This is a genomic window from Modestobacter sp. NPDC049651, assembly GCF_040659695.1.
In the GTDB taxonomy this organism is placed as follows: domain Bacteria; phylum Actinomycetota; class Actinomycetes; order Mycobacteriales; family Geodermatophilaceae; genus Modestobacter.
Genome location: NZ_JBFAOG010000010.1, coordinates 66,559 through 93,038, shown reverse-complemented (window position 1 = coordinate 93,038; position 26,480 = coordinate 66,559). Strand labels below are relative to the sequence as shown.

Sequence of the window (26,480 nt, the reverse complement as noted above, 5' to 3'; positions counted from 1 at the left end):
TGCCCGGCACTGCAGAGGAGGAGCACGTGGCTCGACCAGGCCAGCGCCAGCACGGCGCCCGCCGCAGCGCACCGCGCAACCAGCGGCGCGCCCCGTCCGGCGAGCAGGACGTCATCCAGGTGCTCGCCCGCGCCGTCCGAGAGGTGGAGGCGGCCGCCCAGCGCGGCCGCGTGACCCCGGCCGTGCGCACCAAGTTCCAGGCCATCGCGCTGCTGATGCGCGAGGAGCACGCTCGCGTGAAGGGCGAGCAGCCCACCAGCAGCGCGGCCCGCAGCGAGCAGGACAAGCGGCTGGACGGGATCGCGCAGATCCTGGCCCGCACCGCCGTCCGCGACGCCGGGCTGCTCGCCCTGCTGGCGGAGGACGCCGTCGTCTCCGACGCCGCCCGCGCGCTCAAGCGCGAGATGCTCCGCTCCACCGGTCAGGAGCCGGTCGAGGAGGAGGCCCCCGAGCCCGAGCCCGAGGCCGCGCCGGCCGGGGCGGAACGCCGGGTGGTGCCGCAGTCGGTGATCTCCCGCCAGCTGGCCAACCCGTTCCTGGCCCCCGACTTCTCCACGCCCCGGCCCAGCGCCGTGCGGCCGCAGCGGCTGGCCGGCTGGGAGCTGATCGCCCCGCTGCTGAGCTCGTTCGAGCGGGCCGCCGGCGGCGCGCCGGCGTGCATGGACCTGCCCTTCCCGACCAGCCGGTTCACCCCGGCCGGCCTCGAGCTGATGCCGCACCAGGGCCAGCTGGTCGCCTCCGCCGCGGCCGGTCACCGCACCTTCCTGCTCGCCGACGAGCCGGGTCTGGGCAAGACCGCCCAGTCGCTGCTGGCCGCCGAGGCCGCGGACGCCTACCCGCTGCTGGTCGTCGTCCCCAACGTGGTCAAGACCAACTGGGCGCGCGAGGCCGCCCGGTGGACCCCGCACCGGCCGGCGACGGTCGTGCAGGGCGACGGCAACACCGTCGACGGGTTCGCCGACATCGTCGTCGTCAACTACGAGGTCCTCGACCGGCACGTCGGCTGGCTCGGCGACTTCGGCTTCCGCGGCATGGTCGTGGACGAGGCGCACTTCATCAAGAACAAGACCTCGCAGCGGTCGCAGCACGTGCTGGAGCTCTCCGAGCGGATCCGCACGCGCACCCCGAACCCGCTGCTGATGGCGCTCACCGGCACCCCGCTGATCAACGACATCGAGGACTTCCGGGCCATCTGGCAGTTCCTCGGCTGGATCGACGAGGGCAAGCCGCTCGGCGAGCTGATGGCGGCGCTGGAGACCACCGGCCTCACGCCCGCCGACCCCGGCTTCTACCCCGCGGCCCGCAAGGCCGTCATCGACCAGGGCATCGTGCGCCGCCGCAAGGTCGACGTCGCCGCCGACATCCCGGCCCGCCGCATCGCCGACCTCCCGGTCGAGCTGGACGGCGCCTCCGGCCGGTCGATCCGCGCGGCCGAGCGCGACCTGGCCCGCCGGCTGGTGGCCCGGTACGAGTCCGCGCTCGCCGCCCGCGAGTCGGCCACCGTGGTCGAGGAGATCGACCACGACCTGGTCCGCCGGGTGGCCCGCTGGGAGCTCAAGGACGCCAGCGAGGCGAAGTCCGGCGACAACGTCTTCACCATGATGCGCAAGATCGGGCAGGCCAAGGCCGGCCTGGCCGCCGACTACGCCGGCCAGCTGGCCCGCAGCGCCGGCAAGGTCGTCTTCTTCGCCAAGCACGTCGACGTCATGGACACCGCCGAGGAGACCTTCGACCGGCTCGGCATCCGGTACTCCTCGATCCGCGGCGACCAGACGCCCGGCGTCCGGCAGAAGAACATCGACGCGTTCGTCACCGACCCCGACGTCGGGGTGGCGGTCTGCTCGCTGACCTCGGCCGGCGTGGGGCTCAACCTGCAGGTGGCCTCCAACATCGTGCTGGCCGAGCTGTCGTGGACCGACGCCGAGCAGACCCAGGCGATCGACCGCAGCCACCGCATCGGGCAGACCGAGCCGGTCACCGCGTGGCGGATCATCGCCGCGCAGACGCTGGACGCGCGCATCGCGGAGCTGATCGACAGCAAGGCCGGGCTCGCCGCCCGCGCCCTGGACGGCTCGGACGAGGAGCTCTCGGCCTCGACCGACGTCCAGCTGGAGGCGCTGGTCACCCTGCTCACCGACGCCCTGTCCCAGCGGTGAGGCCGGCCCGGCGGTGAGCCGGGCCGGTCAGCCGCGCAGCACGTCGCCGAGGGCCTGCGGGTCGTAGAGCACCTCGGCGTCGAGGGGCCGGCCGTCGAGCAGCGCCGCCGGGGTGCCGTTCGGGTCCTCCTCCTGGAAGGCCCGGTCGGCCTCGGCGACCCACGGCTCGTACCGGCCCTCCCGCACGCCGGTCACGAAGCCGGGGCTGTCCAGCCCGGCGGCGCGGCCGAGGGCCAGCAGGTCCTCGGCGGTGAAGCCGCCGCTGTGCTCGGCCGGCTGCGCCGCGAACACCTCGCGCCGCAGCTGGTCGAACCGGCCCTCCTCGGCGGCCAGCGCGAGCGCGTTCCCGGCGCGCACCGACTCGGGCCCGAGGAAGCTCCGCATCCGGTACTCGACGGCGACCGCGCCGGCCGCGACCTCGCGGCGCAGCAGGTCGCCGCTGGCCTCCTCGAACTGCCGGCAGTACGGGCACTGCGGGTCCTCGAAGACGACGAGGCGGCGGCGGGCGCCGGAGCTGCCGACCAGCACCCCGCCGTCGGGGGTGTGGCCGGCGGGGGAGGGGAGCTGCGCGGGGGTGTCCATGCAGCACTGCCTACCCAGCGGGGGCGGTCCTGCGCATCCCGGCGGCGACGAGCACCGTAGGCACCAGGGTGAGCGCGACGACGACGGTGCCGACGACGGCCGGGCCGACCAGGCCGAGACCCGAGTCGAGCGCCACCCCGGCGATGGCGGTGCCGGCGGCGGTGCCGGCGTTGAACGCCGCGACGGTCAGCGCCGCGCCGAGCGTCTCCGCCCGGCCCGCCGCGCGGACGGCGAGGCTGATGAGCACCGGGTTCGCGGTGAGCCCCAGGAGCCCGAGCAGCGCGACCAGCACCACCGTCGGCACGGCGTGCGCGGACAGCAGGCACAGCGCCGCGAGCACTGCCGTGGTGGCCAGCGGGACGGCGACCGTCGTCGCGTGCGGCCAGCGGTCGCCGAGGCGCCCGCCGACGATCGAGCCGATCAGCGAGCCGACGCCGAACAGCACGAGCACCACCGGCACGAGGCCCGCGGCGAGCCCGGCCCGGTCGGTGAGCAGCGGGGAGACGAAGGAGTAGGCCGACAGCACGCCGCCGGTCGTGGTGGCGCAGGCGGCGAGCAGCAACCACAGCCGCCCCGACCGCAGCGCGGCCAGCTCGGCGCGGACCGGCAGCTGCTGCCCGCCCGGTCCGCCGCCCGGGACCTGCCTCGCGACCAGCACCACCGCGGCCAGCGCGAGCACCGCCAGCGCCCAGAACGGCCCGCGCCAGCCGGAGAGCTGTCCCGCGAACGCCCCGAGCGGCACCCCGACCACGTTGGCCAGCATCCCCCCGGCGCCCACCAGCCCGAGCGCGCGGGACGCCGACGACGGCCCGGCCGCGCGGGTGGCCACCACCGACGCCACCGCCCAGAACGCCCCGGTCGCCCAGGCGGTGACGAACCGGGCTGCCAGCACCAGCGCGAAGTCGCCGGCCAGCGCGACGACGACGTGCCCGGCGGCGAACACCGCGAGCGCCAGCACCAGCGTCGTGCGGGCGGGCAGCCGCCGGGTGAGCAGCGCCATCGCCGGGGCGCCGATGATCATGCCGACCGCGAAGACGGTGATCAGCAGCCCGGCGCGGGCCACGCCGACGTCCAGGTCGCCGGCGATCTCCGGCAGCAGGCCGGCGACGACGAACTCGGTCGTGAGCATCAGGAAGGTGCCGGCGGCGAGCACGTAGACGACCAGCGGCAGGCGCGCCCGCGCCGCCCCGGCCGTGGCGGCCGGGGCGGCCGGGGCGGCGACCTGGGGCTCCGCCGTCACCGCAGGGTGGCGGCGTCGATGACGAACCGGTAGCGGACGTCGGAGGCGAGCACCCGCTCGTAGGCCTCGTTGACCTGGTCGGCGGGGATCACCTCGACCTCGGCGCCGATGCGGTGCTCGGCGCAGAAGTCGAGCATCTCCTGGGTCTCGGCCAGGCCGCCGATCATCGAGCCGGCGTAGGTGCGGCGGCCGCCGATGAGCGACATGGCGTTGAGGCTCAGCGGCTCGGCGGGAGCGCCCACGTTGACCAGCGACCCGCCCACGGCCAGCAGCGAGAGGTACGCGTCGACGTCGACCACCGCGCTGACGGTGTTGACGATGAGGTCGAACCGGCCGGCCAGGGCGGCGAAGGTGGCCGGGTCACCGGTGGCGAAGTAGGCGTCCGCGCCGAGCCGCAGGCCGTCCTCCTGCTTCTTCAGCGACTGCGACAGGACGGTCACCTCCGCACCCATCGCGTGCGCGAGCTTGACGGCCATGTGGCCGAGCCCGCCCAGGCCGACGACGGCGACCCGCTTGCCCGGCCCCGCGCCCCAGCGCCGCAGCGGGGAGTAGGTGGTGATGCCGGCGCAGAGCAGCGGCGCGGCGGCCGCGGAGTCGATGCCGTCGGGCACCCGCAGGGCGAAGTCGCCGTCCACCACGACGTGGGTCGAGTAGCCGCCCTGGGTGGTCGTCCCGTCCCGGTCGGGAGCGGCGTAGGTGCCCACCATGCCGTTCAGGCAGTACTGCTCGTCGCCGGCCAGGCAGTTGGTGCACTCGCGGCAGCTGTTCACCATGCAGCCGACGCCGACCCGGTCCCCGACCCGGTGGGTGGTCACCGCGGAGCCGACCTCGGTGACGGTGCCGACGATCTCGTGGCCGGGCACGACCGGGAAGGGCTGGGGGCCCCAGTCCCCGTTGACGGTGTGGATGTCGGAGTGGCAGATGCCGGCGTGCGTGATCTCGATCAGCACGTCGCGCGGGCCGACGTCCCGGCGCTCGATGGTGGTGGGGGAAAGGGGTCGGCCGGCTGCGGGGGCGGCGTAGGCGTTGACGCGCATGGGGTGGTGCTCCTCCTCGGTGGGGCGGGCGGTGGTCAGTCGGCGGCCGGGGCCGCGGTGTACTCGTCGTCGGTGACCGGAGCCAGCCAGTGGACGACGGCGTGGTCGTCGTCGCCCTCGTTGATGGCGACGTGGACCATCAGCCGGTTCGGCGCGGCCCCGTGCCAGTGCTCCTCGCCGGCCTCGAACAGCACGCGGTCGCCCGGCCGGATGACCTCGACCGGCCCGCCGCGACGCTGGCACAGGCCCACGCCCTCGGTGACGAACACGGTCTGCCCCAGCGGGTGCCGGTGCCAGTGGGTGCGGGCGCCGGGCATGAAGTGCACGAGGCCGGCCGTCACCCGGGACGGCGCCGGGGCGGCGGCGACGGCGTCGATGTAGACGTCGCCGGTGAACCAGTCGGTCGGGCCCTTGACGGTGGCGACGGAACTGCGGGTGATCTGCAGGGGGCCCTCTTCCTCCGGTGACCGGGCTGACCACTCGAGACAACCCCGTCCGCCGCGGGTGTGGGAGGGCGGGGCGGTAGGGGGTAGAAGCTCGACCTCCCTCGATCCGGCGCCCGCCGTACCGTCGACGGCGTGGACAACCGCTCCGACATCCGCGACTTCCTGACCACCCGGCGCGCGCGGATCACCCCGGAGCAGGCCGGTCTGCTGCCGGGCGGCGGACGGCGGCGGGTGGCCGGGTTGCGCCGCGAGGAGGTCGCCGTCCTCGCCGGGGTGAGCACCGACTGGTACACCCGGCTGGAGAAGGGGCACATCGCCGGCGTCTCCGAGGAGGTGCTCGAGGCGGTGGCCCGGGCGCTGCAGCTCGACGAGGCGGAGCGCACCTACCTGTTCGACCTGGCCCGCGCCGCCCGGCCGCGCCGGACGCCGCAGCGGCGGGAGAGGGCGCCGGTGCCGCCGCGGCTGCAGTGGATGCTGGACTCGATCAGCGGTTCGGCGGCGTTCGTCGCCAACGGCCGGCTGGACATCGTGGCCGCCAACTCCCTGGCCCGCGCGCTGTACTCGCCGGTGCTCGACGAGCCGCGCTGGCGGGCCAACATCGCCCGCTTCCAGTTCCTCGACCCGCGCGCCCGGGACTACCACACGGACTGGGAGGCGGCGACCAGCACGACGGTGGCGCTGCTGCGCACCGAGGCCGGCCGCACCCCGCACGACCAGGACCTGCGCGAGCTCGTCGGTGAGCTGTCCACGGTCAGCGAGGAGTTCCGCACCCGGTGGGCGGCGCACGACGTGCGCCTGCACCACACCGGGGCCAAGCAGTTCCGCCACCCGGCCGTCGGCACCCTGGGACTGGTCTACCACTCGTTCGACGTCGCGACCCCGGACCAGGGGAAGCTCGTGCTCACCGTCTACACCGCCGAGCCGGGCACCCCCGACGAGGACGGGCTCAGGCTGCTGGCCAGCTGGGCGGCGTCGGACGGTGCACCGACGCCGGGAGGAACCCGACCGAGGTGACCAGCCGGCAGACCGGGCACAGCGAGAGGCCGTCGTGCGCGCACGCCTCGGTCTGCAGCCGCCGCTCCAGGGCCGCGACCAGCCGGCGGGCCCACCAGCGCCGCCAGCCGCGGCGGAGCGCGTCGCCGGTCACGCGTCGAAGTCCACGGTCACGAGCGGGCTGACCGGCCGGGTGCGGCAGGTGAGCACCGCCCCGGCGGCGACGTCGGCCGCGCTGAGCTGGTGGTTGGCCACGACGTCGACCTCGCCGTCGGCGACCCGGGCCCGGCAGATGCCGCACATGCCGCCCAGGCAGGACCAGGGGACGTCCGGCCGCGACCCACGGGCGGCGTCCAGCAGCCAGGCCGAGCGCGGCACGGTGGCGACCGTCGTCCGGCCGCCGGCGACCACGCGCACGGTGCTGACCCCGACGGCGTCCGGCGCGGGCGGCTCGGGGACGTCGAACAGCTCCGCGTGCACCCGCCGGTGCGGGACGCCGAGCGACGCGAGCACCGGGCGCAGCACCGCGACCAGGTCCGGTGGCCCGCACAGCCACACGCCCGACGCCCCCGACAGCGGGCCCCCGGCGGCGAGCAGCTGCCGCCAGCCCTCCGGGGTGGGCCGGCTCCCGCCGGGGGTGCGGGTCCACACCGGGGTGACGGTGAGCCGGTCGGGGTGCTCGGCCCGCAGCCGGTCGAGCTCGTCGGTGAACAGCGCGCTGGCCGGCGTCCGGTCGACGCGGACCACCCGGATGCGCGCCCGCGGGTCGCGCAACCGGGTCGCGACGACCGACAGGACCGGGGCGATGCCGGCCCCGGCGGCCACGAACAGCGCCCGACCGGTGGGCGCGCCCTGCCCGAACGCGCCGGCCGGGCCGCTCACCTCCACCTGGTCCCCGGGCCGGACCCGGTGGACCAGCCAGGAGGAGAACAGCCCGCCGCCGGCGGGCTCCCGCACCGCGATGGTGAGGGAGCCGCCGGCGGGGGTGCACAGCGAGTAGCTCCGGCGCACGTCCCGGCCGTCGACCTGCCGGCGCAGCGAGATCCACTGCCCGGCCCGGAAGTCGAACCGGGCCCGGGCGGCGGCCGGCACCTCGAAGGTGACGGCCGCCGCGTCCGGGCCCAGCCGGTCCACCCGTGCGACGGGCAGCGGGGTGAAGATCAGTTCAGGCCCCACAGCTGCTGGTACACCTTGCTGTAGGTGTCGCCACCCCACAGCGACTCGTTCTCGATGCTGGCGTCCGAGAGCTCGACCGAGTCGATGTTGGTCTTGTCGAACGCACGGCCCGGGCCGGTGGCGCTCTCCAGCACCTTCGCGCCGGTCAGCATGCGCAGCACCTGGTCGGTGAGCGCCCAGCCGGCCCAGCGGTAGTTGCCGAGGGCGTCGTAGACCTGCTGGCCGTTCTTGACCCGCTGCAGCGAGGAGATGTCGCCGATGACGCTGACGACCTTCACCTTGTCCCCGTTCGGGGCGTTCTTCAGGCCCTGCAGGATGTAGCTGACGTTGGCGTCGAACTCCGAGACGATGTAGTCGATGTCGGGGTTCTTCAGCAGCAGCGTGTTGACCTGGGTGCCCAGCTGCGACAGCTGCGCGGACGACACGTCGGTCACCTCCGTCTTGCAGTCGGGGCAGACCTTCTTGAAGCGGGGGATCAGGCCCTCGTCGACGTAGGCGCGCTGCTGCGGGCTGTCGCTCTGGGCGACGACCAGGACGTTGGCCTTGCCCTTCGAGTCGACGGCGACCCAGTCGGCCATCTCGCTGATGATCCGGTCACCGCCGGTGGCCAGGTAGGCCAGCTTGTTGTCGCCCGGGGCAGCCTCCTGCTCGCCGACCAGGATCGCGATGCCGGCCTGCTTGAGCTGGTCGACGCCCTGGGCGGCCAGGCCCAGCGGGATCTGGTCGAGGACGACGGCGCTGACCTTCTGCTGCACCGCCTGGTTGATGCAGGCCGCGACGCCGGCCGGGTTGAACTTGCCGTCGCAGGAGCCCACGGTCATGCCGACCTTGCCGGCGGCCTCCTCCATGGCCTTGGACACCTGCTGGAACGCCGGGATCTGCAGGGAGATGGGGATGTAGAGGATCGACTTGCCCTTGACCTGGTCCACGTTCTCCAGGGCGGGGCCGGGCGCCTCGAAGGCCGCGGGGACGGCGAGGTTCTTCTTGACCGTGGCGAGCGCCTCGGGGTTGACGCCCTCGGGGGCCGCCGCGGAGCTGGAGCCGGAGGCGCCCGCCGCCGACGAGGAGTCCCCGTCGTCGGAGTTGCCGCAGGCGGCCGTCACCAGGAGCGTGCTCGCGCACGCCGCGGCGATGAGGCCTCTGACCACGACGTTGTGACCGAACCGTGCCGACATGGATGTGCCTTTCAGAGGGTGGGTGGGGAGGGGGAGAGGAGGTGGGGAGTGGGAGACGGGTTCAGAAGCGGGTCTTGCGCCGGCGGAGCAGCGTGGAGACCGTCACGGCCACGACGAGCGAGCCGCCGAAGAAGACGTCGCTGATCCAGCCGGTGAGGCCGAGCAGCTGGAGGCCGACGATCCCGGTGGACAGGAAGAACACCGCGATCCAGGTGCCGAGCGGGTTGAACCGGCCGGGGAAGAGGATCGCCGTGCCCAGGAAGGTCGCGGCCAGGGCCGGCAGCAGCTGGATGCCGGAGCTGGTCGGGTCGAAGCCACCGATGTTGGCGGCCAGCAGCACGCCCGCGAGGCCGGCGATGGTGCCGGAGAAGGTGAACGCGCCGAACCGCAGCCGGTTGACCCGGATGCCGGCCAGCCGGGCGACCTCGCGGTTGGCCCCGACGAAGGCCATGTGCCGGCCGAGCGGGGTGACGTGCAGGACGTAGGCGAAGGCGAGGGTGAGCACCACGCCGTACCAGAAGAACAGCGGCATGCCCAGGAACTTCGTGGTCACGACGTTGCCGAAGGAGACCGGCAGGCCGGTGACGGTGCTCATGCCCGACGCCCACAGCGAGGCGCCCTGCAGCGCGGTGGCCATGCCCAGCGTGGTGATGATCGGGTCGACGCCCAGCACCACGACGATGAAGCCGTTCAGCGCGCCGGCGACCATGCCCACGAGCAGCGCCGTGACCACCGCGGCGGGCAGGCTCCAGCCGTGCTCGCCGTAGAGGACGGTGACCGTCACGCCGGTCAGGCCCATCACGCCGGCGACGGAGAAGTCGAACTCCCCGACGCAGAACGGGGCGAGCACAGCCATGCACAGGAACACCAGCTGGCCGTTGGCGCCGAAGATGATGTTGAACGTGCCCTGCCGCAGGAACAGGTCCGGCGAGGCGATCGCGAAGGCCGCGGCCATGGCGACCCAGAGCAGGACGACCGCCCAGCGGCGCAGCAGGTCACCACCGGACAGCCGGCGCGCCGGGCGGGCGGCCGGGGTCGGGCGGTCGGGGGTGGGCAGCTGGTCCGGGGTGCCGGAGCGGTCTGCTGCGGAGACGGAGGTGCTCATGCGGGCTGTCCTTCGGTCGTGAGCTCGGTGCGGAAGACGGCGTCGAGGACCTGGTCGGCGGTCAGCGGCCCGGTGAGCTCGCCGACGACCACCCCGCCCTCCAGGACGAGGACGCGGTCGCAGACGGTGGCGAGGTCCTCGTTGTCGATCGAGGAGACGAGCACGGCGGCGCCGGCCGCGGCGGCGGCGCGGACGCTGCGGAGGATGTCCCGGCGGGCGCCGACGTCGACGGCCTGCGTGGGCTCGTGCAGCACGAGGGCGCGGGGCCCGGCCACCAGCCACTTGCCCAGCAGCAGCTTCTGCTGGTTGCCGCCGCTGAACGCCGCCACGGGCAGGTCGCCGCGCGGGGGCGTGACGCCCAGGTGCTCGACCACCCAGGCGAACTCGTCGCGCTGCCAGCCGTTGGTCACCCGCCAGCGGCCGCTGCGGTCGCGCAGCCGCGGGAGGCTCAGGTTGTCCTGGGCGGTCATCACCAGCGCGAGCCCCTGGTGCGCCCGGGCCTGCGGCACGAGGGCCACGCCGGCGTCCAGCAGCGCGCGGGGATCGGCACCGGCCAGCTGCACCTCGGTCCCGCCGACCCGGACGGCGCCCCGGCCCGGGCTGACCCCGGCGAGCACGTACGGCAGCTCGTCGTGGCCGGCGCCGGTGGTGCCGGTGATGCCGACGACCTCACCGGCGCGGACGGTGAGGTCCAGGCCGTGCAGGGTCGGCGACGTGACGCCGCGCAGCACCAGGCCGTCCTCGCCGGGGCTGGTGGGCACCGCGTCGTGCAGCGCCTGGGTGTCGGCGTCGGCGCCGAGCATGAGCCGGGTGATCTCGCGGCGGCTGGTCTGCGCGGTGGGGATGCCCGCACCGGCGACGCGGCCGTCCTTCAGCACGGTGACCCGGTCGGTGAGCGCGATGACCTCGTCGAGCTGGTGGCTGACCAGCAGGATCGCGGTGCCGGCCGCGGCGAGCTCGCGGACGGTCGCGTAGAAGCCGGTGAGCACCTCCCGCGGCAGCGACTGCGTGGACTCGTCGAAGACCAGCACGCCGCTGCCGGCCCCGTCGTCGTCGGCCCCGGCGTTCTGCAGCGCGCGGGCGATGGCGACCAGGGCCCGGTCCGCCGGGGGCAGCGAGGCCACCAGCGCCAGCGGGTCGATGTCCGAGCGCAGCCGGGCCAGCGACGCGCGGACCGCGTCGGCCTCGGGGCCGCGGCGGACCGCGCGGCTGAACCGACCGCGCTGGTAGCGGCCGACCCGGACGTTGTCCAGCACGGTCTGGCTCTCGACCAGGCCGAGGTCCTGGTGCACGAACGCGACGCCGAGCGCGTCGAGCTGCGCGACGCTCAGCGGCAGCGGGTGCTCACCGCCGCGGCTGACCACGGTGCCGGCGTCGGCGCGGTGCAGCCCGGACAGCAGCTTGATCAGGGTGGACTTGCCGGAGCCGTTCTGCCCGACCAGGCCGTGGATCTCGCCGGGGTGCAGCTCGAGGGAGACGTCGTCCAGGACGAGGGCGGGCCCGAAGCGCTTGGACACCGAGCGCAGGGAGAGGGTCGGCTCGGTCCCGGTCGCGACCGGCGCGGGGGAGTGCCCCGACGTGCGGTGGGCGGGTGCCGACGGCATCGTGTGCACCTGCAACCTCGATTCGGTAGGGGGCCGGGGCCGGCGCTGTGTGACGCCGGCTACATCGCGGCCCAGCATGGGGAGCGCGGGGCGGCGTGCGGAAACGCCGTTTCGGTATGGCCGACCATCAGGCCGGCGGATGACCCACCGGGCCGCGGGCAGGCCTCAGGGAGCCGGCAGCCGTTCCGGTGGAACGGCAGCCGGCCCTGGGTCCTGCAGGGTCAGGCGGGTGGGGTCAGGCGAGGCAGGTGAGCGGGCGGCCGCCGTTGTAGGCGACCATCTCCTGCAGCACGGCGGGGACGTTGATCGGCCGGCCACGCTCCTCGACCGTGCCCGAGAGATCGGCGTAGGCGCGGTGCAGGTTGCCGACGATCCGCTCGGGGTCGGTGAGGTCGGCGAACCGCCCCAGGTCGGTGGCCCGGGCCAGCTCCAGCGGGGTGACGCCGGCCGCCACCCCCTCGCGGGCCAGCGACTCGACGAAGCGCAGGTAGTCCAGCACCTCGTCGATGACCGCCGGGCCGGTGACCGCACCGTGGCCGGGCACGATGGTCTGCGCGCCCAGCGGCCGGACGAAGCGCTCCAGCACGTCGATCGCGCCCAGCACCGACCCCGACAGCAGGAACGGCGTGCCGCCGTTGAACAGCAGGTCGCCGGCGAACAGCACCGAGCGCTCCGGGATCCAGACCACCACGTCGTTGGTGGTGTGCGCGGGCCCGCCGGAGTGCACGACCTGGCACTCCAGGTCGTCCGACCACAGGGTGACCCGGTCGCGGAAGGTCAGGAACGGTGGCGCGAGCGTCAGGTCGCCGTAGTCGACGTGCTCCCAGATCGGCCCGTTCCCGACGACGCCGAGCTGGATCATCTCCCGGCGGGCGTCCTCGTGCGCCACGATGGTGGCCCCGGTGAACAGCCCGTTCCCGCCCGTGTGGTCGGGGTGGCTGTGGGTGTTGACCAGCGTGCGCACCGGTGCCGGGCTGCGCTCGGCGACCGCGGCGAGCAGGTCGCGGGTGCGCCGCTCGGTCGAGGCGGCGTCGATCACGCTGACGCCGTCCCGGCCGACCAGGAACCCGGAGTTGTTGATCATCCAGCTGCCGTCGGGCTGGACGAAGGCGAAGACGCCGTCGGCGACCTCCTCGGCGGCGCCGGGCCCCAGGGCCAGGTGCTCGTGGGCGTGCGAGGTGCTCACCGGGTCCTCCAGGGCAGGATCTCGTGCCGTGCGCTGCCGGGCACGATCCGGTTGCGGGTCTCCCCGAGGCCGGCCACCGAGGCGGTGACCACGTCACCGGGCTGCAGCGAGGGCCAGTCCTCGTGACCGAAGCGGCCCCACAGCTCGGCCAGGCAGCCGTTCTGGCAGGTGCCCGAGCCCAGCAGGTCGCCGGGCCGGACCTCGGTGCCGCGCGAGGCGTAGGCGACCAGCGCCTCGAACGTCCACGACATGCTGGCGAGGGTGTCGCCGCCGATCAGCCGGTCGTTCACCCGCACCTCCATCCGCAGGTCGTAGGACGGGCCGGAGCGGTGCGGCGCCAGCTCGTCGGGGGTGACGAACCACGGCCCGAGCGAGGTGGCGGTGTCCTTGCCCTTCGCCGGGCCCAGCCGCATGCCCATCTCGTGGAACTGGACGTCGCGGGCGGAGAAGTCGTTGACGATCACGAACCCGGCGATGTGCGCGCCGGCCTCCTCGACGGTGAGGTCGCGCCCCGCCGTCCCGATGACCGCGCCGACCTCGAGCTCGAAGTCGAACAGCTCGCAGCCGGGCGGGACCGGCACGTCCGCGGTCGGGCCGGTGATCGCGTACGGGTTGGAGAAGTAGAACGTCGGGATCTCGAAGAACTCCGGCGCCACCCCGCCCGCCGGGTTCCCGTTCCGGGAGATGCCGTTGGCGTGCTCGTAGAAGGTGGAGAAGTCCCGGAAGGTGGGTGGCGCGAGCGGCGCGAGCAGCTCGGTCCCGGCCACGGGGACGACGTCCGCCCGGGACGCCAGCGCCGCCCCGGCGGCCGCCTCCAGCGCCCCGGCGGTGCCGATCAGCTCCGCCAGCCCGACGCCCGCGGGCAGGCCGACGAGCTCGTCGCCGTCCTGGACGGCCAGCCGCGGCCGCCCGCCGGTCGCGTGCCGCGCGATCCTCATCGGGTCGCCTCCTGCGGCTCGCGCACGTCCAGACCCAGCAGCCGGGCGGCGTTGCCACCGCGGACGGCCTCGGTGGTGGCCGCGTCGAGACCGGCGGCCTCGAGCCGGTCCACCGGGTCCTCGACGCCCATGTCGAACGGGTAGTCGCTGCCCAGGGTGACCTGCGTCGGGCCCATCACCGCGACCAGGTGCCGCAGCTGCTCGGCGTCGTAGACCAGCGAGTCGACCCAGGTGCGGCGCAGCAGCTCGCTCGGCGGCGCCTCGGTCGTGCGGGCGTCGCCGCGGGCGCGCCAGGCGTGGTCGGCGCGGACGGCGTAGCTGCCCAGGTAGCCGCCGCCGTGGGCGGACCAGATCCGCAGGCCGGGGTGGCGCTCCAGCAGGCCGGAGAACACGATCCGGGACAGCGCGAGCGCCGTCTCGGTCGGGTTGCCGACGGTGTTGAACAGGTAGTAGGCGTCCAGCCGCTCGCCGAGCGTGCAGCCCCACGGGTGCACGAGCACCGCGGCGCCGAGCTCCTCGGCGGCCGCCCAGAACTCCGCCAGCGACGGGTCGTCCAGCTCCCGGCCGGGGCCGGCCGAGGTGGAGATCTGCACGCCGCGCAGCCCCAGGTCCCGCATGCCGGTGCGCAGCTGCTCGACCGCCAGGTCCGGCTCGTGCAGCGAGACCGTGCCGATCGGCAGCAGCCGGTCGGGGGCCTGGTCGCAGTACGCCCGGACCCCCTCGTTCGTCGCCGTGACGAACCGGCCGGCCAGCTCGCGGTCGGCCCAGTGCGCCGGTGCCGGCATCGGGCTGACCACCTGCAGGTCGACCCGGGCGCCGTCCATCGCGGCCAGGCGCAGGTCCAGGCCGGTCAACCGGGGCATCAGCTGCGCGAGCTGGCCGATGTTGTACTGCAGGGACGCCGGTCCCAGCATCGCGGCGTCGGTGCGCCGCTGGTCGGCCAGCCCGGGCTGCCCGTCGAGCAGGGCGTCGACCTGGGGGAGGGCGACGTGCGCGTGCACGTCGATCGCAGGGGTGGGTGGGGATGTCGGCACTGACTTCTCCTGGGCGGGTGGGTGGTGGAGCGCGGTGGCGGCTGCGGGGCGGGTCAGGCGGGCTGGGCGATCACCGCCTGGACCCGGCCCATCAGCCCCGGCAGGTCGCCCTGCACGTGCTCCAGCTGCCAGCGGGCGAGGGTCACCGACCCGTCGACCACGGTCTGCACCCGCGCGTGCCGGCGCTCGGTGAACCGGTCCCACAGCGCGTCGTCGACCGCCGGCGCGGCCAGCAGCAGCTCGCTGAGCACCATCGCGTCCTCCAGGCCGAGCGCCGCGCCCTGCGCGAAGGTCGGCGGGCAGACGTGCGCGGCGTCGCCGATGAACACCACCCGGCCGCGGTTCCACGGCGCGGGGAGCAGGTGCTCCTCGAACTGCGTGTAGTGGATGGCGTCCGGGTCCTCGATGGACTCCCGGATCTCCTTCCACGGCCCGCCGTAGTGCGCCGCGAGGTCGCGGACGACGGCGACCTTCTCCTCGCCGGTGAGCTGCGAGCGGTCCTGCGCGTCCTCGACGAGGAAGGCGTAGAGCATGTCCTTGGAGGTGGGCGTGTACCCGGCGATGTAGCAGTGGCCGCCGTAGTACAGCTCGCCGGTGGGGACGTCGTCCGGCCGCGGCGCGAACACCCGCCAGATCCCCATCCCGAGCGGGCGGGTCTCCAGCTCGACACCGAGCAGCGCCCGGGTGGCCGACCGGACGCCGTCCGCGGCGACCACCAGGTCGTAGCGGTGCGCGCTGCCGTCGCTGAGCACCACGTCGACGCCGTGCTCGTCCTGGTCGAGCTGGTCCACCGTGGTGCCGAAGCGGAACGTCACGCCGGCCTCGGTGGCGCGGTCGGCGAGCAGCGCCGCCAGCGTCGGCCGGTACATGCCGATCGCGTTCGGCAGGCCGTCGGGGCTGGGGTGCTCACCGCCCATCGTCACCAGCACGGTCGCGTCCGGGTCGGGCGCGCGCAGCCGCAGCCGGGTGGAGTCGGCGCCCTCGACCAGGCACTGGTCGAGCACGCCCACCTCCCGCAGCACCCGCAGGGCGTTGGCCTGCAGGGTGATGCCGGAGCCCAGCGCGGACACGTCCGGCTTGACCTCGACGAGGTCGACCTCGACCCCGCCGTCGGCGAGGAGGGTGGCGGCCGCCAGCCCCGCGGCGCCGCCGCCGATGACCAGCACCTTCTGCACTGCACTCATGTCGGCTCTCCTGTCCCGGTCCCGGTGCTCAGACCGGCGGGGCGACGAACACGCCGCGGTCGGGGTCGTTGAAGCTGGCCGTGCCGACCAGCTCGTCGAACGGGTTGGCGGTGCCCCACTGGTCCTGCACCTCGACGTCGGTGACGTCGTAGAGGCTGGGGTGCCAGCTGTCCTCGTCGAGCTGCTCGAGCTCGGTCGTGTACTCCATCGTGTTGCCGTGCGGGTCGATGAAGTAGCTGAAGGTGTTGTCACCGGCCAGGTGGCGGCCGGGGCCCCAGATCATCTTCGTGCCCGCCCGCAGCAGCCGGCCGGTGCCGCGCATGTACTCGTCCAGGCCGCGCATCTCGAAGGAGACGTGGTGCAGCGAGGCGTGCGGCGCCTTGGCGACGGCGAAGCTGTGGTGCTGCGGGTTGCAGCGCATGAACGTCATCAGGTCGCCGACGTAGGGGTGGGTGAGCTTGTCGGAGACCGCGAAGCCGAGGTGCTGCTCGTAGAAGGCGGTGGTTCGGGCGGTGTCGGGGGAGTTGACGACCACGTGGGAGAGGCGCACCGGGATCGCCTCGCGCTCCTCGATCCGGCGGTGCCGGCGGTTCTCCACCTCGGTGGAGATCTCGACCGTGCGGCCGTCGCAGTCGAAGAACCGGAAGCCGTAGCCGCCGCCGGCGGTCTGCAGCGTGTCGGGCTCGGTGACCAGCTGCACGCCGGCGGTGCCCAGGCGCTGGGCCATCGCGTCGACGTCCTCGCGGGAGGCGGCGCCGTAGGCGATGAGGTCCAGCCGCTTGTCGGCGTCCTTGCGCAGCCGGACGATGTACTGCTCGGGGGAGCCCTCGGCGGCCAGGTAGACCAGGTCGCCGTCCTCGGCGACCGGGGTGAGGCCCCACAGCTCGGTGTAGAACTGCCGCTGCTTGGCGTAGTCGGGCACGGCGATGTCGACGTGCCGCAGGTGGGTGATGAGCCGATCGGACATGGCTGCCTTCTCTGGGGTGTGCGGTCGGGGAGCGGGGTCAGACCTCGTCGACGCAGCGGTTGGACTGCGCCCCGAGGCCGGTGATCGTGGAGTCCATGACGTCGCCGGCGCGCAGCAGCCGGCCGTGGTGCAGGCCGTTGCCGGCGGGGCTGCCGGTCAGGACGAGGTCGCCGGGCAGCAGGGTGGCCACCTCGGAGCACCAGGCGATGATCCGGGCGACGTCGACGACCATGTCCTTGGTCGACTCGTCCTGCATGACCTCGCCGTTGAGGCGCAGCGTGATGCGCAGGTCGCCGGGGTCCGGCAGCGTCTCGACCGGCACCAGCACGGGCCCCGTGGGCAGGAACGTGGGCGCGTTCTTCGCCGCCAGCCAGTCCGCACCCAGCGCCGACCTGTCGTTCTTGCGGAAGACCTTCTCGCGCAGGGTGAGGTCGTTGACGATCGTCCAGCCGGCGACGTGGTCCAGGGCGTGCTCGGCCGACACCCGGCGGGCGGGGCGGCCGATGACCGCGGCCAGCTCCAGCTCCCAGTCCGGCTGCTCGCCGTCCGCTGGGAGGACGACGTCGTCGTGGGCGCCGCAGATCGCGCTGGGCAGCCCCTGGAACACGTACGGCGGCTGGTCGCGGCGGGCGTCCATCGTGGCCGCGGCGTCGGCGCGGACCTGCTCGGCGGTGCGGCCGTCGGAGCCGTCGTGGTGGGCCACCACCAGGTCGATCACGTGCGTGCGGTAGTTCGCCCCGGCCTGGAAGACCTGCCGCGGGGTCACCGGGCTCAGCACCCGGTGGCCGGCCAGCGGCAGCCACCCGTCGGGCCGGCTGCCCAGCCCGCGCAGCACCGGCAGCACGTCGTCCCAGCGCTCCAGCAGCGCGGCCGTGCCGGTCGGGCGGCCCAGCGCCGCCTGGTCGGACAGGTCCAGCACCCGGTCCCGGCTCACCAGCGCGGGGAACACCCGCCCGGCGCCGTCCTCGAGCTGCGCCACCGCCCACGTCCCGGCGTGGTCGATCGCCTCCGGCCCCGCTGCGCCCATCTGCCCTGCTCCTCGTCGCCGCACCGCGTCCGGCGGGGTGCCGCCGGACGGGGACGAGCTTGTGCGACCGGGGTCACAGAACGGAAACGCCTTGTCCGTATGGGGTGCCATCGGCGGGGCTGATGGGTGCCCCGTCCGGAGGACACGCGACCGGCGGGGCGTGCCCCCGGGTCCCGGGCGCGCCTACGATCCCGCGGCACACCGACCGTCGACGCTCACCGTGGAGTGTGGCCGTGGAACTGCCCAGCCTGGACCTCAACCTGCTCATCGTGCTGCACGCGCTGCTGGAGGAACGCAACGTCACGCGCGCCGGTGAGCGGGTGGGGCTCAGCCAGCCGGGCACCAGCGCGGCGCTGGCCCGGCTGCGGCGGCACTTCGACGACCAGCTGCTCGAGCGCACCGGCACCAGCTACGAGCTGACCCCGCTGGCCCGGGCCCTGCAGTCGCAGGTGCGGGACACGATCCAGCGGCTGCAGCTGGTGCTCAACGCCCGGCCGGACTTCGACCCGGCGACGTCCGAGCGGCAGTGGGTGGTGCAGTGCTCGGACTCGGTGCAGTCGCTGATCGGGCCGGCCGTCGTCCGCGAGGTGGTGACCGTCTCGCCGCTGGCCACCCTGGACTTCCAGCCGCTGGACCCGCGGTTCGCGCACGACCCGCTGGCCGCCGCCCGCGACATCGACGTGATGATCGCGCCGCGCGGGCTGTTCTCCGCCCCGACCCTGCAGCACCTCGAGCTCTACCGGGACCGCTGGGTGTGCATCACCTCGGCGGACAACACCACGGTTGGGGAGTCGCTGACCGCCGAGGAGGTCTCCGCCGCCCGGTGGGTGGTCTCCTTCCGCGACCCGCCGATGAACTCGCCGGCCGACGCCGCGCTGTCCGCGCTGGGCATCGACCGGCGCAGCACCGTCAAGGTGCAGAGCCTGACCCTGCTGCACCGGATGGTGCAGGGCACCGACCTGCTGGTGCTCGCGCACGAGGCGGTCGCCGGCGACCTGACCGCGCAGGGGCTGCGCCGGGTGGAGCTGCCCGCGGCGCTGCCGCCGATCATCGAGACCGCGTGGTCGCACCCCAGCCGGCAGCTGGACCCGGGCCACCACTGGCTGCTGGGCGTGCTGCAGCGCGCCGCCGCGCAGGCGCCGGTCGCCGTCCCCGCCTGAGGGCGGGCTACCCGGCGTCGATGAGCACGCCGGACAGGAACGCGGCCAGCTCGTCGTGCGCGTCCAGCGGCAGCACGTGCGCGACGTGCTGGTCGGGGCGGACGACGACCACGCAGCCCTGCCGGTCGATGCCGCGGACGTCGAACACGTTCCCGGCCCGCGGGTCGGGGCAGAAGGCCTTCTCGTGGTCGGTGAGCCCGAACCGGCCCTTGGCGGGCAGCAGCACCGCGGGCAGGTCGGCGGGGCTCAGCTCCCGGTGCCCCTGCTGGAACACCGCCCGGACGTCGACCACCGAGTCCGGAGCGGCACCTGCGGGCGTGCAGCGGACCAGCGGTGACTTCTCCGACGCCAGGAACCCGCACAGCGCCCGGGCCCGGGAGCCCGCGGCGGCGGGGTGCGCCGGGTCGGCGAAGACGTACAGCCGCCAGGCGCCGTCCGCCCGGGCGACGTGCCCCAGCTGCAGCGGCCTGGCGTCGGCCAGCCGGACCACCGGGGCGGAGTGGAACCGCATGCCGACCGGGAAGCCCTCGGCCAGCTGCTGGTGCCGGGGCTCGGCGGTGACCAGGGACGGCGCGTACCGGGTGGCGACGCCCGCGGTGAACCGGCCCTGCTGGACGAAGTAGCGCTGGAACTCCGCCGGGTCGACGCCGGCGCCGTCGTCGGTCTCCCGCGGCGGCGCGCTCGCCATCCTCGCGTACTCGCGGTCGAAGTCGATGAGCTCGGCGGCCACGGACTGCCGCTCCTCGGTGTAGGTGCGCAGCACCTCGGGCCGGGTGGTGCCGCGCAGCACGCCGGCGAGCTTCCAGCCGAGGTTCCACGCGTCGGCGATCGACACGTTCATGCCCTGGCCGGCCTTCGCGCTGTGGGTGTGGCAGGCGTCGCCGGCGATGAACACCCGCGGCAGCCGGGTGCCCGCCTGGTCGGCCGGCACGTCGTCGAAGCGGTCGCACAGCCGCTGGCCGATCTCGTACACCGACCACCAGCCGACGTCCCGGACGTCGAGGGTGTACGGCGCCAGGATGCGGTTCGCGGCGGCGAGGACGTCCTCGAGCGTGTGCTCGCGGCCGTCGGCCTCGCCCAGCCCGACGTAGAAGCGGGCCAGGTACCCGCCCTCCCGGGGGATCAGGATGATGTTGCCGGCGGCGGAGTGGACCACCGACTTCAGCCGGACGTCGGGGAAGTCGGTGACCGCCAGCACGTCGACCACGCCCCACGCCTGGTCCATCGCGTCGCCGCGCAGCTCCTGGCCGATGGCGGCGCGGACGGCGCTGCGGGCGCCGTCGCAGCCGACCACGTGGCGCGCCCGGACGGTCGTGACCTCACCGGTGGGCCGGCCGTCGCGCACCTGCTCGAGCGTGACCGTCACCGGGTGGCCGGTCGCGTCGTCGTCGTCCACCCGGACGTCGGTGACCCGCAGCCCCCAGTGCGGCGCCAGGCGGGCCGCCGACCGGGCCATGTGCTCGCGCAGCCAGGTCAGCATCCGGGCCTGGTTGACGATGACGTGGGGGAACTCCGACAGGCCGTCCTCGGTGTCCTGCACCCGGCCGGTGCGCACGATCCGGCCGCGGTCGGCGGGGTCGGGGCGCCAAAAGCTCACCTCGTTGACCCAGTAGGCCTCCTCCAGCAGCCGGCCGGCCAGGCCGAAGGTCTCGAAGACCTCGACCGTGCGGCAGGCGACGCCGTCGGCCTGGCCGATCAGCAGCGGGCCCTCCCGGCGGTCGACGACCGCGGTGCGGATCTCGGGGAAGGCGGCCAGCTGGGCGGCCAGCACCAGACCGGCCGGGCCGCTGCCGACCACCAGGACGTCCAGCTCGTCGGGCAGGCCCGCGGGGCGGTCGGCGACCGAGGGGTGCGCGGGTGCCGTGGCCGGGTCGCCGGTCTCGTACCCGTCGAGGTGGAACTGCATGGGAGGCGCCTCTCTCGTCGTCGACCGTGCGCCTCGACGGTGACCCGGTTCTGCCATCCGGGATAGCGTTTTCTGCTGTGAGGAACAAGCCGCCGTACGCGATCGCCTCGGTCGACTCCGCGCTGCTGCTGGCGACCGTGCTGCAGCAGGAGGGGCCGCTGCGCGTCACCGACGCCGCCGACCGGCTCGGCGTCTCGGTGTCGACGGCGCACCGGCTGCTCGGCATGCTCGTGTACCGGGACTTCGCCGAGCAGCTGCCCGACCGGCGCTACGGGCCCGGCCGGCTGCTGCAGGGCGGGGCGCTGCCCCGGGCGACAGTCGCCCGGCTGCGCGAGGTGGCGCTCCCGCACCTGCACGCCCTGGTCGACGGGCTGGGGGAGACGGTGAACCTCGTGGTGCTGGCCGGCAGCGACGTCCGGTTCGTCGCGACCGTCGAGTGCGGCCACGTGCTGCGGGTGGGCGACCGCACCGGCCGGACGCTGCCGGCCCGGCTGAGCTCCGGCGGCAAGGCGCTGCTCGCCGCGCTCCCCGACGACGCGCTGGCAACCGCCACCGAGGAGCTCGACGAGGCGGCGGCCGCCCGGCTGCGCCGCGAGCTGCGGGCGGTCCGGCGGCGCGGGTTCGCGGTCAACGACCAGGCCACCGAGGCCGGCCTCACCGCGGTCGGCGTCGCCGTCCCGCCGGTGCCGGGCGCCCCGGCCGCGGCGCTGTCGCTGGCCATGCCCAGCGTCCGGTTCGCCCGCGACCTGGTGCCCCGCTGGGGCGCCGCTCTGGGAGCGGCCGCCGTCGCGGTGGCCGCGGACCTCGGGGCGTGAACCGGGGACGACGTGAGGTCATCGGGGCGGCTCGGCGGCGCGGTCGCTGCGGGACCCGGGGGGCATCGGCGCGTTCAGCCCGAACCGCACCCCGGCCATCCGGACGGCGAAGCACAGCGCCGCCGCGCCGACCGCGGCGGGCAGGGCGTAGGCGTCCAGCCGGACGGCGACCACGGTGGCCGTCGCGCCCAGCAGCGCCGGGATCGCGTACAGCCCGCTGCTGAGCACCGAGGGCACCTGCCGGATCAGCACGTCCCGCAGCGTGCCGCCGCCCACCCCGGTGACCGCACCGAGGATCGCCGCCTGCGCCGGACCCAGCCCCAGCTCCAGCGCCTTGCTGGCCCCGGTGACCGCGAACAGGCTCAGGCCCGCCGCGTCCAGCACGGTGATCGGGGTGCTCAACCGCTCCAGCCGGGCACCGAGCAGGAAGGTGACCAGCCCGCCGCCGGCCGCCACGACCAGGTACCGCCAGTCGTTGAACGTCGCCGGCGGCAGGCTGTCGATCAGCACGTCGCGGATGATCCCGCCGCCGAGCGCGGTGATCATCGCCAGCGTCACGATGCCGACCAGGTCCAGCCGCGCCGTCCGGAGCGCGGTCAGCGCGCCGTTGAGCGCGAACGCGAACGTCCCGGTGAGGTCGAGCACCAGCAGCAGGGTCCCGGTGCTCACCGGTCGGTTCTACCAGCCGCCCGCCGGCCGGCCGGGTCAGGTGGCGAGCCAGCGCCGGGCCTCGCCGGCGAGCACCCGGCCGAACCGCAGCTCCGGGAAGTGCGCCCCCGCGCCCACCACCTCCTCGCCCTCGAGCTCCCGGAACAGCCGCTCGCGGGTGCGGGCGGCCAGCTCCGGGTCGACGTCGCCCAGCGCCGACCACTCGGGCTCGTCGAGCTGCACCGGGCAGATCACCGCGTCGCCGAGCAGCAGCGCCCGCCGCCGGCCCGAGGAGACGACCACCGAGTGGTGCCCCGGGGTGTGGCCGGGGGTGGGGAGCAGGTCGATGCCGGGCGCGATCGTCGTCCCCGCCTCGACCGGCCGCAGCCGGCCGGCGTCCGCGCCGAGGAAGCCGTGCCGCACCCGGTCGGCCATCGACGAGCCGGGGTCGGCGACGAAGTGCGCCCAGTCGCCGGCGCCGAACCAGATCGTCGCGTCGCCGAAGACCGCGACGCCGTCGCGGTCGAACAGGCCGCCGCAGTGGTCGGCGTGCAGGTGGGTGCAGACGACGTCGGTCACGTCGGCTGGATCCACCCCGGCGGCGCGCAGCCCGACCGGCAGCTGCCCGCCGACCAGCAGCCGGCGCGGGCCGTCGTCCCGGACCGCCGGCCCCAGGCCGGTGTCGACGAGCACGGTGCGGTCGCCGGTCCGCACCAGGAAGCAGCCGATCGGGAAGTACGCCTGCCCGTCGTCGTCGAACAGGTCCTCGTGGCCCTGGGCGGTGACGTGCTCGCCGAAGTACTGCGGTGACGCGCGGAAGGTGCCGTCCGCGACCGGGTGGACGTCGATGTCGCCGATGCGCACGCCCCGACCCTGCCACCGGCGGCGGGTCACGGCTCGGTGGGCAGCGGCCGGCCGGGCCAGGCGAGCAGCCGGGCGCCGAGCACCGCGGTCTGCAGCGTGAACCGCTGGGCCGGGTCGCCGACGGAGTGGCCGGTGAGCTGCGCGACCCGGGCCAGCCGGTAGGTGACGGTGCGCACCGACACGTGCAGCCGGCGGGCCGCCTCGGTGGCGACGTCGCCGGCGGCGAAGTACTCGGCCAGGGTGTCCAGCAGGACGCCGGCACCGCCGCGCACCCCGGTGAGCGGGCCGAGCACGTCGCGCACCAGGTCGACGATCGCCGCCTGGTCGCGGCCGAGCACCCGGTAGACCAGCAGGTCGCGGGCGTGGACGACGTCGGCGTCGAGCCCCAGCCGGTCCGCGAAGGCGAGGCACTCGCGGGCCTCCTCGTAGCTGCGGGGCACTCCCCACACGCCCGGGAAGGCGCGGCCGGCCGCGATCCGCCAGCGGCCGGGCAGCCGGGACCGGACGACGTGCCCGTGCAGCACCGGGCCGAGGTCGGCAGCTGCGGGCTGCCCGCCTGCCCGCCCGCCGGCCGGCGCAGCACCGGGGACGACGACGACCACCCGGCCGTCCTTGGTGGCCACCAGCACCTCGCGGTCGCCGAACCGGTCGACCACCGCGCGCTCCAGCACGGCCGCCGCCCGGTCGGTGGGGGCCCCTGGGTCGCGCGGCGCGACCAGCGCCACGTGGTGCGGGGTGCTCAGGTCGATGCCGAACGGCTCGGCCCGCTCGACCATGCGGGACACGTCGCCGTCGCCGCGCAGCAGGTCGTCGACGAACTCCGCGCGCAGCGCCTCCTCGTGCCGGATCATCGCCCGCCGCTCGGACTGGTGGCCGTCGACCAGCACCCCGACCGCGTCGTCGAGCACCCGCAGCACCGCCTCGGCGGCGGCCCGCACCTTCTCCGGGTCGTTGCTGCGCTCGACGGCGGGCAGTTGCCGCCACAGCCGCCAGGCCGCCGACAGGTACAGGTCGACCGCCCGCCGCGCCTCGATGCCGCGGGCGGCGGCCCGGCGGCCCTGCTCCTGCACGGCGGCGAGCTCGGCGGCGGCCGGCCGCCGGCCGTGGACCGCGGCGTCGGCCAGCAGCGGCAGGTAGTCGCCGAGCAGCTCCTCCGGCGCTCCGTGGGCGGCGGCCGCGGCGGCACCGACCGCGCCGAGCCAGGCGTCCTGCTCCGCCGGTGGGGCCGGGGTGGGGCGGGTGCCGGTCATCGGGCCTCCTGCTGTGGTGGGCGGCCGTCTTGCCGTCGGTCGGCAACGTGGACCGCTGACCTGCGCGCCGGCGACCCTAGTCGTTGCCGTCGCCCGGGCGAGGGGGCCGCGGCACGGCGGGCTCCTCGGGACGGCGGTGCGGGTCGGGCGTCAGCGCGTCGGCTGCTGGCAGTCCACGCAGCCGGCGGCGTGAGGCCGGAACTCGAGCCGCTCCACCGGGATCTCCCGCCCGCAGTCCACGCACCGCCCGTAGGTGCCAGCGGCGATCCGCTGCAGCGCCGCGTCGATCTGCTCCACGGTCTGCAGCAGCGTGGCGCTGCGGCGCAGCGCCACGGGGTCGGGCAGCGAGGCGACGGTCTCGGCCAGCGCGAGCTCCCGCCGGCGCAGGCAGTCCTCCCGCTCGGTCTCCAGCAGCACCCGGAACGGAGCCCAGTCCCGGGCGGTGGCGGTGGTGGTGGGGCCGGCGAGGGCGGTCATGGCGGTCTCCTGGGTGCGACGAGAACGCGTCCCGCCGGTGGCGGGACGCGTGGGGTGGGGCTGCGGGACCGGAACGGTCAGGGCAGCCCGCGGGCGCGGTCGGCGACGGCGGCCGGGAGGACCGCAGGGTGCACGCGGGGTGCGGTCATCGCGTGTCCCCCTCCCGGTCGCCGTCGTCGGGACCCAGCCTGGCCGCGGCACCACTGCCGGTCCAGGGCAGCCGTCGGCCAACATCCGGCGGCCCGGGTTGCCGACCGACGGCAACCGCGCCCGGCTTGCGCCGCGAGCCGCGCGCGAACCCCGTGACAGGGAGGGCCGGCGGCCGGAGCATGGCACCTGCGCGTCATGGGGGACGGGGTCCAGTCAGAGGCGGTTGGACGGGGGTGGCGGCCGGTGACGGACCTGCGGATCCAGCGGGGGGCCGGGCAGGACGAGGGAGCCGACGGCCTCCCACGGCCCCGGGGGGCACCGGTCGTCGACCCGCCGCAGATCCCGTCGCCCCCGCCCGGGCAGGAGTCCGTCGAGCTGGCCCGCCTGCTCCGGCTGGCCGGGCTCAGCTCCGGCCAGGCCGTCGAGGTGGCAGCGCAGCTCCTGGCGGCCGCCGAGGCGGGCGGGAGCCCGGTCGGGGTGACGCCGGCGGGGATGGTCGTCGGCGGGACCCCGGACGTCGGGGCGGTGCTCGCCGACGTCGTGCGCGCCGCGCGGCTCCGCGCGGGCACCGACGGCGACCCGCTGCTGGACCGGCTCGACGCCGCGGTCGCGGGGCTGCCGGGCGCCGGGGTCGCGCGGACGGCGCAGACGCTCGCCGGGCTGGCCGACGGCCTGGACCGCGCCGTCGTCCGCGCGGAGCTCGGGGCGCTGGCCCGCGCGGTCGCCGCCCGCACCGGCCCGGTGCCCGGCGCCGGCCCGGCAGCGACCCGCACCGGGCCGGTCCGCCGGGCCGCGCCGCCCGCCACCGCTCCCGGGGGCAGCCGGAACACCCGGCGGCGGGCCGGCGCGTGGCTGCTGTCGCTGCTGGTCCTGGTCGGCGCGGTGCTGCTGGAGCGGGCGCTGCTCGGGGACAAGGTCGCCGACGACATCGACGTGCTGCTCGACGCCGGCCGCAGCGGGGCGACGCCGTCCGCGGACCCGGAGCCCGACGGCCGGCCCGTGGCGCTGCCCGCGCCGACCGCTGCCGGTGCCGTCCGGGGGGTCGACGTGCGGCCGCTGACCGGGTGCACGCCCGGTCAGCCGTGCACGGTGCGCGTGCTGGTCCGGGTCGTCCCGGGGGCCGAGCCGCAGGCGGTCACCTGGTCCTGGCACCTCGTCGACCGGTGCACCGGCGCGGTGGTCACGGCCCCGGGCGGGACGGCGTCCGTGCCCCCCGGCCAGGAGCGCGCCGCCGTCGTCGCCACCGTCGCGTTGCCGGCGGCGCCGGCGGTCGCGGTGGTCGCCGTCACCGAGCAGCCCGCGGTCGCGGCGTCGGCGCCGCTGCCGCTGGGCTCCTGCAGGAACCCCACCGGCTGAACGG

The 26,480-nt window shown here is 75.3% G+C and carries 24 protein-coding genes; 5 read left to right on the top strand and 19 right to left on the bottom strand.

The genetic code is table 11. The features are described from left to right. Nucleotides 1–26: 26 nt before the first annotated feature. Nucleotides 27–2,156: a DEAD/DEAH box helicase gene (locus AB0J00_RS14965; RefSeq protein WP_357745798.1), complete on the top strand. Its 2,130-nt coding sequence runs from the start codon at nt 27–29 to the stop codon at nt 2,154–2,156. Nucleotides 2,157–2,183: 27 nt separating this feature from the next. Here the strand turns inward: AB0J00_RS14965 and AB0J00_RS14960 are convergent, their stop codons facing one another. The 4 genes from AB0J00_RS14960 to AB0J00_RS14945 are packed head-to-tail and all read right to left on the bottom strand — an operon-like array spanning nt 2,184 to nt 5,356. Further along, nucleotides 2,184–2,738, bottom strand: coding sequence for a thioredoxin domain-containing protein (locus AB0J00_RS14960; protein WP_357745796.1), 555 nt, complete (start codon nt 2,736–2,738; stop codon nt 2,184–2,186). A gap of 10 nt (nt 2,739–2,748) precedes the next feature. Beyond that, entirely contained in the window at nt 2,749–3,978 is a 1,230-nt protein-coding gene (locus AB0J00_RS14955) for an MFS transporter (RefSeq protein WP_357745793.1), read from the bottom strand. Then, the gene (locus AB0J00_RS14950; RefSeq protein WP_357745791.1) at nt 3,975–5,015 is read right to left on the bottom strand and encodes an NAD(P)-dependent alcohol dehydrogenase; all 1,041 of its coding nucleotides are present in this window, start codon (nt 5,013–5,015) and stop codon (nt 3,975–3,977) included. Before AB0J00_RS14950 ends, AB0J00_RS14955 begins: the two co-directional genes overlap by 4 nt. Before the next feature lie 35 nt (nt 5,016–5,050). Beyond that, nucleotides 5,051–5,356: a cupin domain-containing protein gene (locus AB0J00_RS14945; protein WP_357745789.1), complete on the bottom strand. Its 306-nt coding sequence runs from the start codon at nt 5,354–5,356 to the stop codon at nt 5,051–5,053. A gap of 237 nt (nt 5,357–5,593) precedes the next feature. Here AB0J00_RS14945 and AB0J00_RS14940 point away from each other — a divergent pair, with 237 nt between their 5' ends. After that, complete coding sequence (locus AB0J00_RS14940; RefSeq protein WP_357745788.1) at nt 5,594–6,475, top strand: helix-turn-helix transcriptional regulator; 882 nt, start codon at nt 5,594–5,596, stop codon at nt 6,473–6,475. A 129-nt stretch (nt 6,476–6,604) separates the two neighbouring features. Here AB0J00_RS14940 and AB0J00_RS14935 read toward each other — a convergent pair whose 3' ends face one another. The 10 genes from AB0J00_RS14935 to AB0J00_RS14890 form a co-directional block, all read right to left on the bottom strand. After that, on the bottom strand, nt 6,605–7,630 hold the full coding sequence (locus tag AB0J00_RS14935; RefSeq protein WP_357745786.1) for a 2Fe-2S iron-sulfur cluster-binding protein: 1,026 nt from the start codon (nt 7,628–7,630) through the stop codon (nt 6,605–6,607). Next, nucleotides 7,615–8,778, bottom strand: coding sequence for a substrate-binding domain-containing protein (locus tag AB0J00_RS14930; RefSeq protein ID WP_357745784.1), 1,164 nt, complete (start codon nt 8,776–8,778; stop codon nt 7,615–7,617). The genes AB0J00_RS14935 and AB0J00_RS14930 overlap by 16 nt, the downstream gene beginning before the upstream one ends. Before the next feature lie 88 nt (nt 8,779–8,866). Beyond that, the gene (locus AB0J00_RS14925) at nt 8,867–9,910 is read right to left on the bottom strand and encodes an ABC transporter permease (RefSeq protein WP_357745782.1); all 1,044 of its coding nucleotides are present in this window, start codon (nt 9,908–9,910) and stop codon (nt 8,867–8,869) included. Then, on the bottom strand, nt 9,907–11,514 hold the full coding sequence (locus AB0J00_RS14920; protein WP_357745779.1) for a sugar ABC transporter ATP-binding protein: 1,608 nt from the start codon (nt 11,512–11,514) through the stop codon (nt 9,907–9,909). The genes AB0J00_RS14925 and AB0J00_RS14920 overlap by 4 nt, the downstream gene beginning before the upstream one ends. A gap of 235 nt (nt 11,515–11,749) precedes the next feature. After that, nucleotides 11,750–12,700 (bottom strand): MBL fold metallo-hydrolase, encoded by a 951-nt coding sequence (locus AB0J00_RS14915; RefSeq protein WP_357745777.1) that lies wholly within the window; start codon nt 12,698–12,700, stop codon nt 11,750–11,752. Further along, nucleotides 12,697–13,638: a fumarylacetoacetate hydrolase family protein gene (locus AB0J00_RS14910; protein WP_357745774.1), complete on the bottom strand. Its 942-nt coding sequence runs from the start codon at nt 13,636–13,638 to the stop codon at nt 12,697–12,699. The genes AB0J00_RS14915 and AB0J00_RS14910 overlap by 4 nt, the downstream gene beginning before the upstream one ends. Next, nucleotides 13,635–14,672, bottom strand: a complete 1,038-nt coding sequence (locus AB0J00_RS14905) for an amidohydrolase family protein (RefSeq protein WP_357745771.1) — start codon at nt 14,670–14,672, stop codon at nt 13,635–13,637. The genes AB0J00_RS14910 and AB0J00_RS14905 overlap by 4 nt, the downstream gene beginning before the upstream one ends. A 53-nt stretch (nt 14,673–14,725) precedes the next feature. Continuing rightward, nucleotides 14,726–15,856 (bottom strand): FAD-dependent monooxygenase, encoded by a 1,131-nt coding sequence (locus tag AB0J00_RS14900; RefSeq protein ID WP_357745769.1) that lies wholly within the window; start codon nt 15,854–15,856, stop codon nt 14,726–14,728. A gap of 28 nt (nt 15,857–15,884) precedes the next feature. Continuing rightward, nucleotides 15,885–16,823: a VOC family protein gene (locus AB0J00_RS14895; protein WP_357745766.1), complete on the bottom strand. Its 939-nt coding sequence runs from the start codon at nt 16,821–16,823 to the stop codon at nt 15,885–15,887. A 37-nt stretch (nt 16,824–16,860) separates the two neighbouring features. After that, a complete protein-coding gene (locus AB0J00_RS14890; RefSeq protein ID WP_357745764.1) occupies nt 16,861–17,850 on the bottom strand; it encodes a fumarylacetoacetate hydrolase family protein in 990 nt (329 codons plus the stop codon). Between the two features lie 233 nt (nt 17,851–18,083). Between AB0J00_RS14890 and AB0J00_RS14885 the strand changes: the two genes are divergently transcribed. Continuing rightward, nucleotides 18,084–19,010: a LysR family transcriptional regulator gene (locus tag AB0J00_RS14885; protein WP_357745761.1), complete on the top strand. Its 927-nt coding sequence runs from the start codon at nt 18,084–18,086 to the stop codon at nt 19,008–19,010. 7 nt (nt 19,011–19,017) lie between these two features. On the opposite strand, the gene AB0J00_RS14880 is transcribed toward AB0J00_RS14885, so the two are convergent. Beyond that, a complete protein-coding gene (locus AB0J00_RS14880) occupies nt 19,018–20,916 on the bottom strand; it encodes an FAD-dependent monooxygenase (protein WP_357745759.1) in 1,899 nt (632 codons plus the stop codon). 77 nt (nt 20,917–20,993) lie between these two features. Here AB0J00_RS14880 and AB0J00_RS14875 point away from each other — a divergent pair, with 77 nt between their 5' ends. Next, complete coding sequence (locus AB0J00_RS14875; RefSeq protein ID WP_357745757.1) at nt 20,994–21,731, top strand: IclR family transcriptional regulator C-terminal domain-containing protein; 738 nt, start codon at nt 20,994–20,996, stop codon at nt 21,729–21,731. Between the two features lie 18 nt (nt 21,732–21,749). On the opposite strand, the gene AB0J00_RS14870 is transcribed toward AB0J00_RS14875, so the two are convergent. The 4 genes from AB0J00_RS14870 to AB0J00_RS14855 form a co-directional block, all read right to left on the bottom strand. After that, nucleotides 21,750–22,400 carry a TRIC cation channel family protein gene (locus AB0J00_RS14870; protein ID WP_357745755.1) on the bottom strand — a complete coding sequence of 217 codons (651 nt, stop codon included), beginning with the start codon at nt 22,398–22,400 and terminating at the stop codon, nt 21,750–21,752. A gap of 36 nt (nt 22,401–22,436) precedes the next feature. Next, the gene (locus tag AB0J00_RS14865) at nt 22,437–23,243 is read right to left on the bottom strand and encodes an MBL fold metallo-hydrolase (RefSeq protein ID WP_357745753.1); all 807 of its coding nucleotides are present in this window, start codon (nt 23,241–23,243) and stop codon (nt 22,437–22,439) included. Nucleotides 23,244–23,269: 26 nt separating this feature from the next. Further along, nucleotides 23,270–24,493, bottom strand: a complete 1,224-nt coding sequence (locus AB0J00_RS14860) for a helix-turn-helix domain-containing protein (RefSeq protein WP_357745750.1) — start codon at nt 24,491–24,493, stop codon at nt 23,270–23,272. Between the two features lie 150 nt (nt 24,494–24,643). Continuing rightward, nucleotides 24,644–24,970, bottom strand: a complete 327-nt coding sequence (locus AB0J00_RS14855; protein WP_357745748.1) for a TraR/DksA C4-type zinc finger protein — start codon at nt 24,968–24,970, stop codon at nt 24,644–24,646. 393 nt (nt 24,971–25,363) lie between these two features. Between AB0J00_RS14855 and AB0J00_RS14850 the strand changes: the two genes are divergently transcribed. Then, on the top strand, nt 25,364–26,476 hold the full coding sequence (locus AB0J00_RS14850; protein ID WP_357745746.1) for a hypothetical protein: 1,113 nt from the start codon (nt 25,364–25,366) through the stop codon (nt 26,474–26,476). Nucleotides 26,477–26,480: the final 4 nt, after the last annotated feature.

Excerpts from the sequence above, each read along its gene's own strand:
- AB0J00_RS14880 (WP_357745759.1), bottom strand. The coding sequence starts at position 20,916 with ATGCAGTTCCACCTCGACGGGTACGAGACCGGCGACCCGGCCACGGCA.
- AB0J00_RS14960 (WP_357745796.1), bottom strand. The coding sequence starts at position 2,738 with ATGGACACCCCCGCGCAGCTCCCCTCCCCCGCCGGCCACACCCCCGAC.
- AB0J00_RS14950 (WP_357745791.1), bottom strand. The coding sequence starts at position 5,015 with ATGCGCGTCAACGCCTACGCCGCCCCCGCAGCCGGCCGACCCCTTTCC.
- AB0J00_RS14910 (WP_357745774.1), bottom strand. The coding sequence starts at position 13,638 with ATGAGGATCGCGCGGCACGCGACCGGCGGGCGGCCGCGGCTGGCCGTC.
- AB0J00_RS14855 (WP_357745748.1), bottom strand. The coding sequence starts at position 24,970 with ATGACCGCCCTCGCCGGCCCCACCACCACCGCCACCGCCCGGGACTGG.
- AB0J00_RS14895 (WP_357745766.1), bottom strand. The coding sequence starts at position 16,823 with ATGTCCGATCGGCTCATCACCCACCTGCGGCACGTCGACATCGCCGTG.
- AB0J00_RS14920 (WP_357745779.1), bottom strand. The coding sequence starts at position 11,514 with ATGCCGTCGGCACCCGCCCACCGCACGTCGGGGCACTCCCCCGCGCCG.
- AB0J00_RS14890 (WP_357745764.1), bottom strand. The coding sequence starts at position 17,850 with ATGGGCGCAGCGGGGCCGGAGGCGATCGACCACGCCGGGACGTGGGCG.
- AB0J00_RS14900 (WP_357745769.1), bottom strand. The coding sequence starts at position 15,856 with ATGAGTGCAGTGCAGAAGGTGCTGGTCATCGGCGGCGGCGCCGCGGGG.
- AB0J00_RS14860 (WP_357745750.1), bottom strand. The coding sequence starts at position 24,493 with ATGACCGGCACCCGCCCCACCCCGGCCCCACCGGCGGAGCAGGACGCC.
- AB0J00_RS14925 (WP_357745782.1), bottom strand. The coding sequence starts at position 9,910 with ATGAGCACCTCCGTCTCCGCAGCAGACCGCTCCGGCACCCCGGACCAG.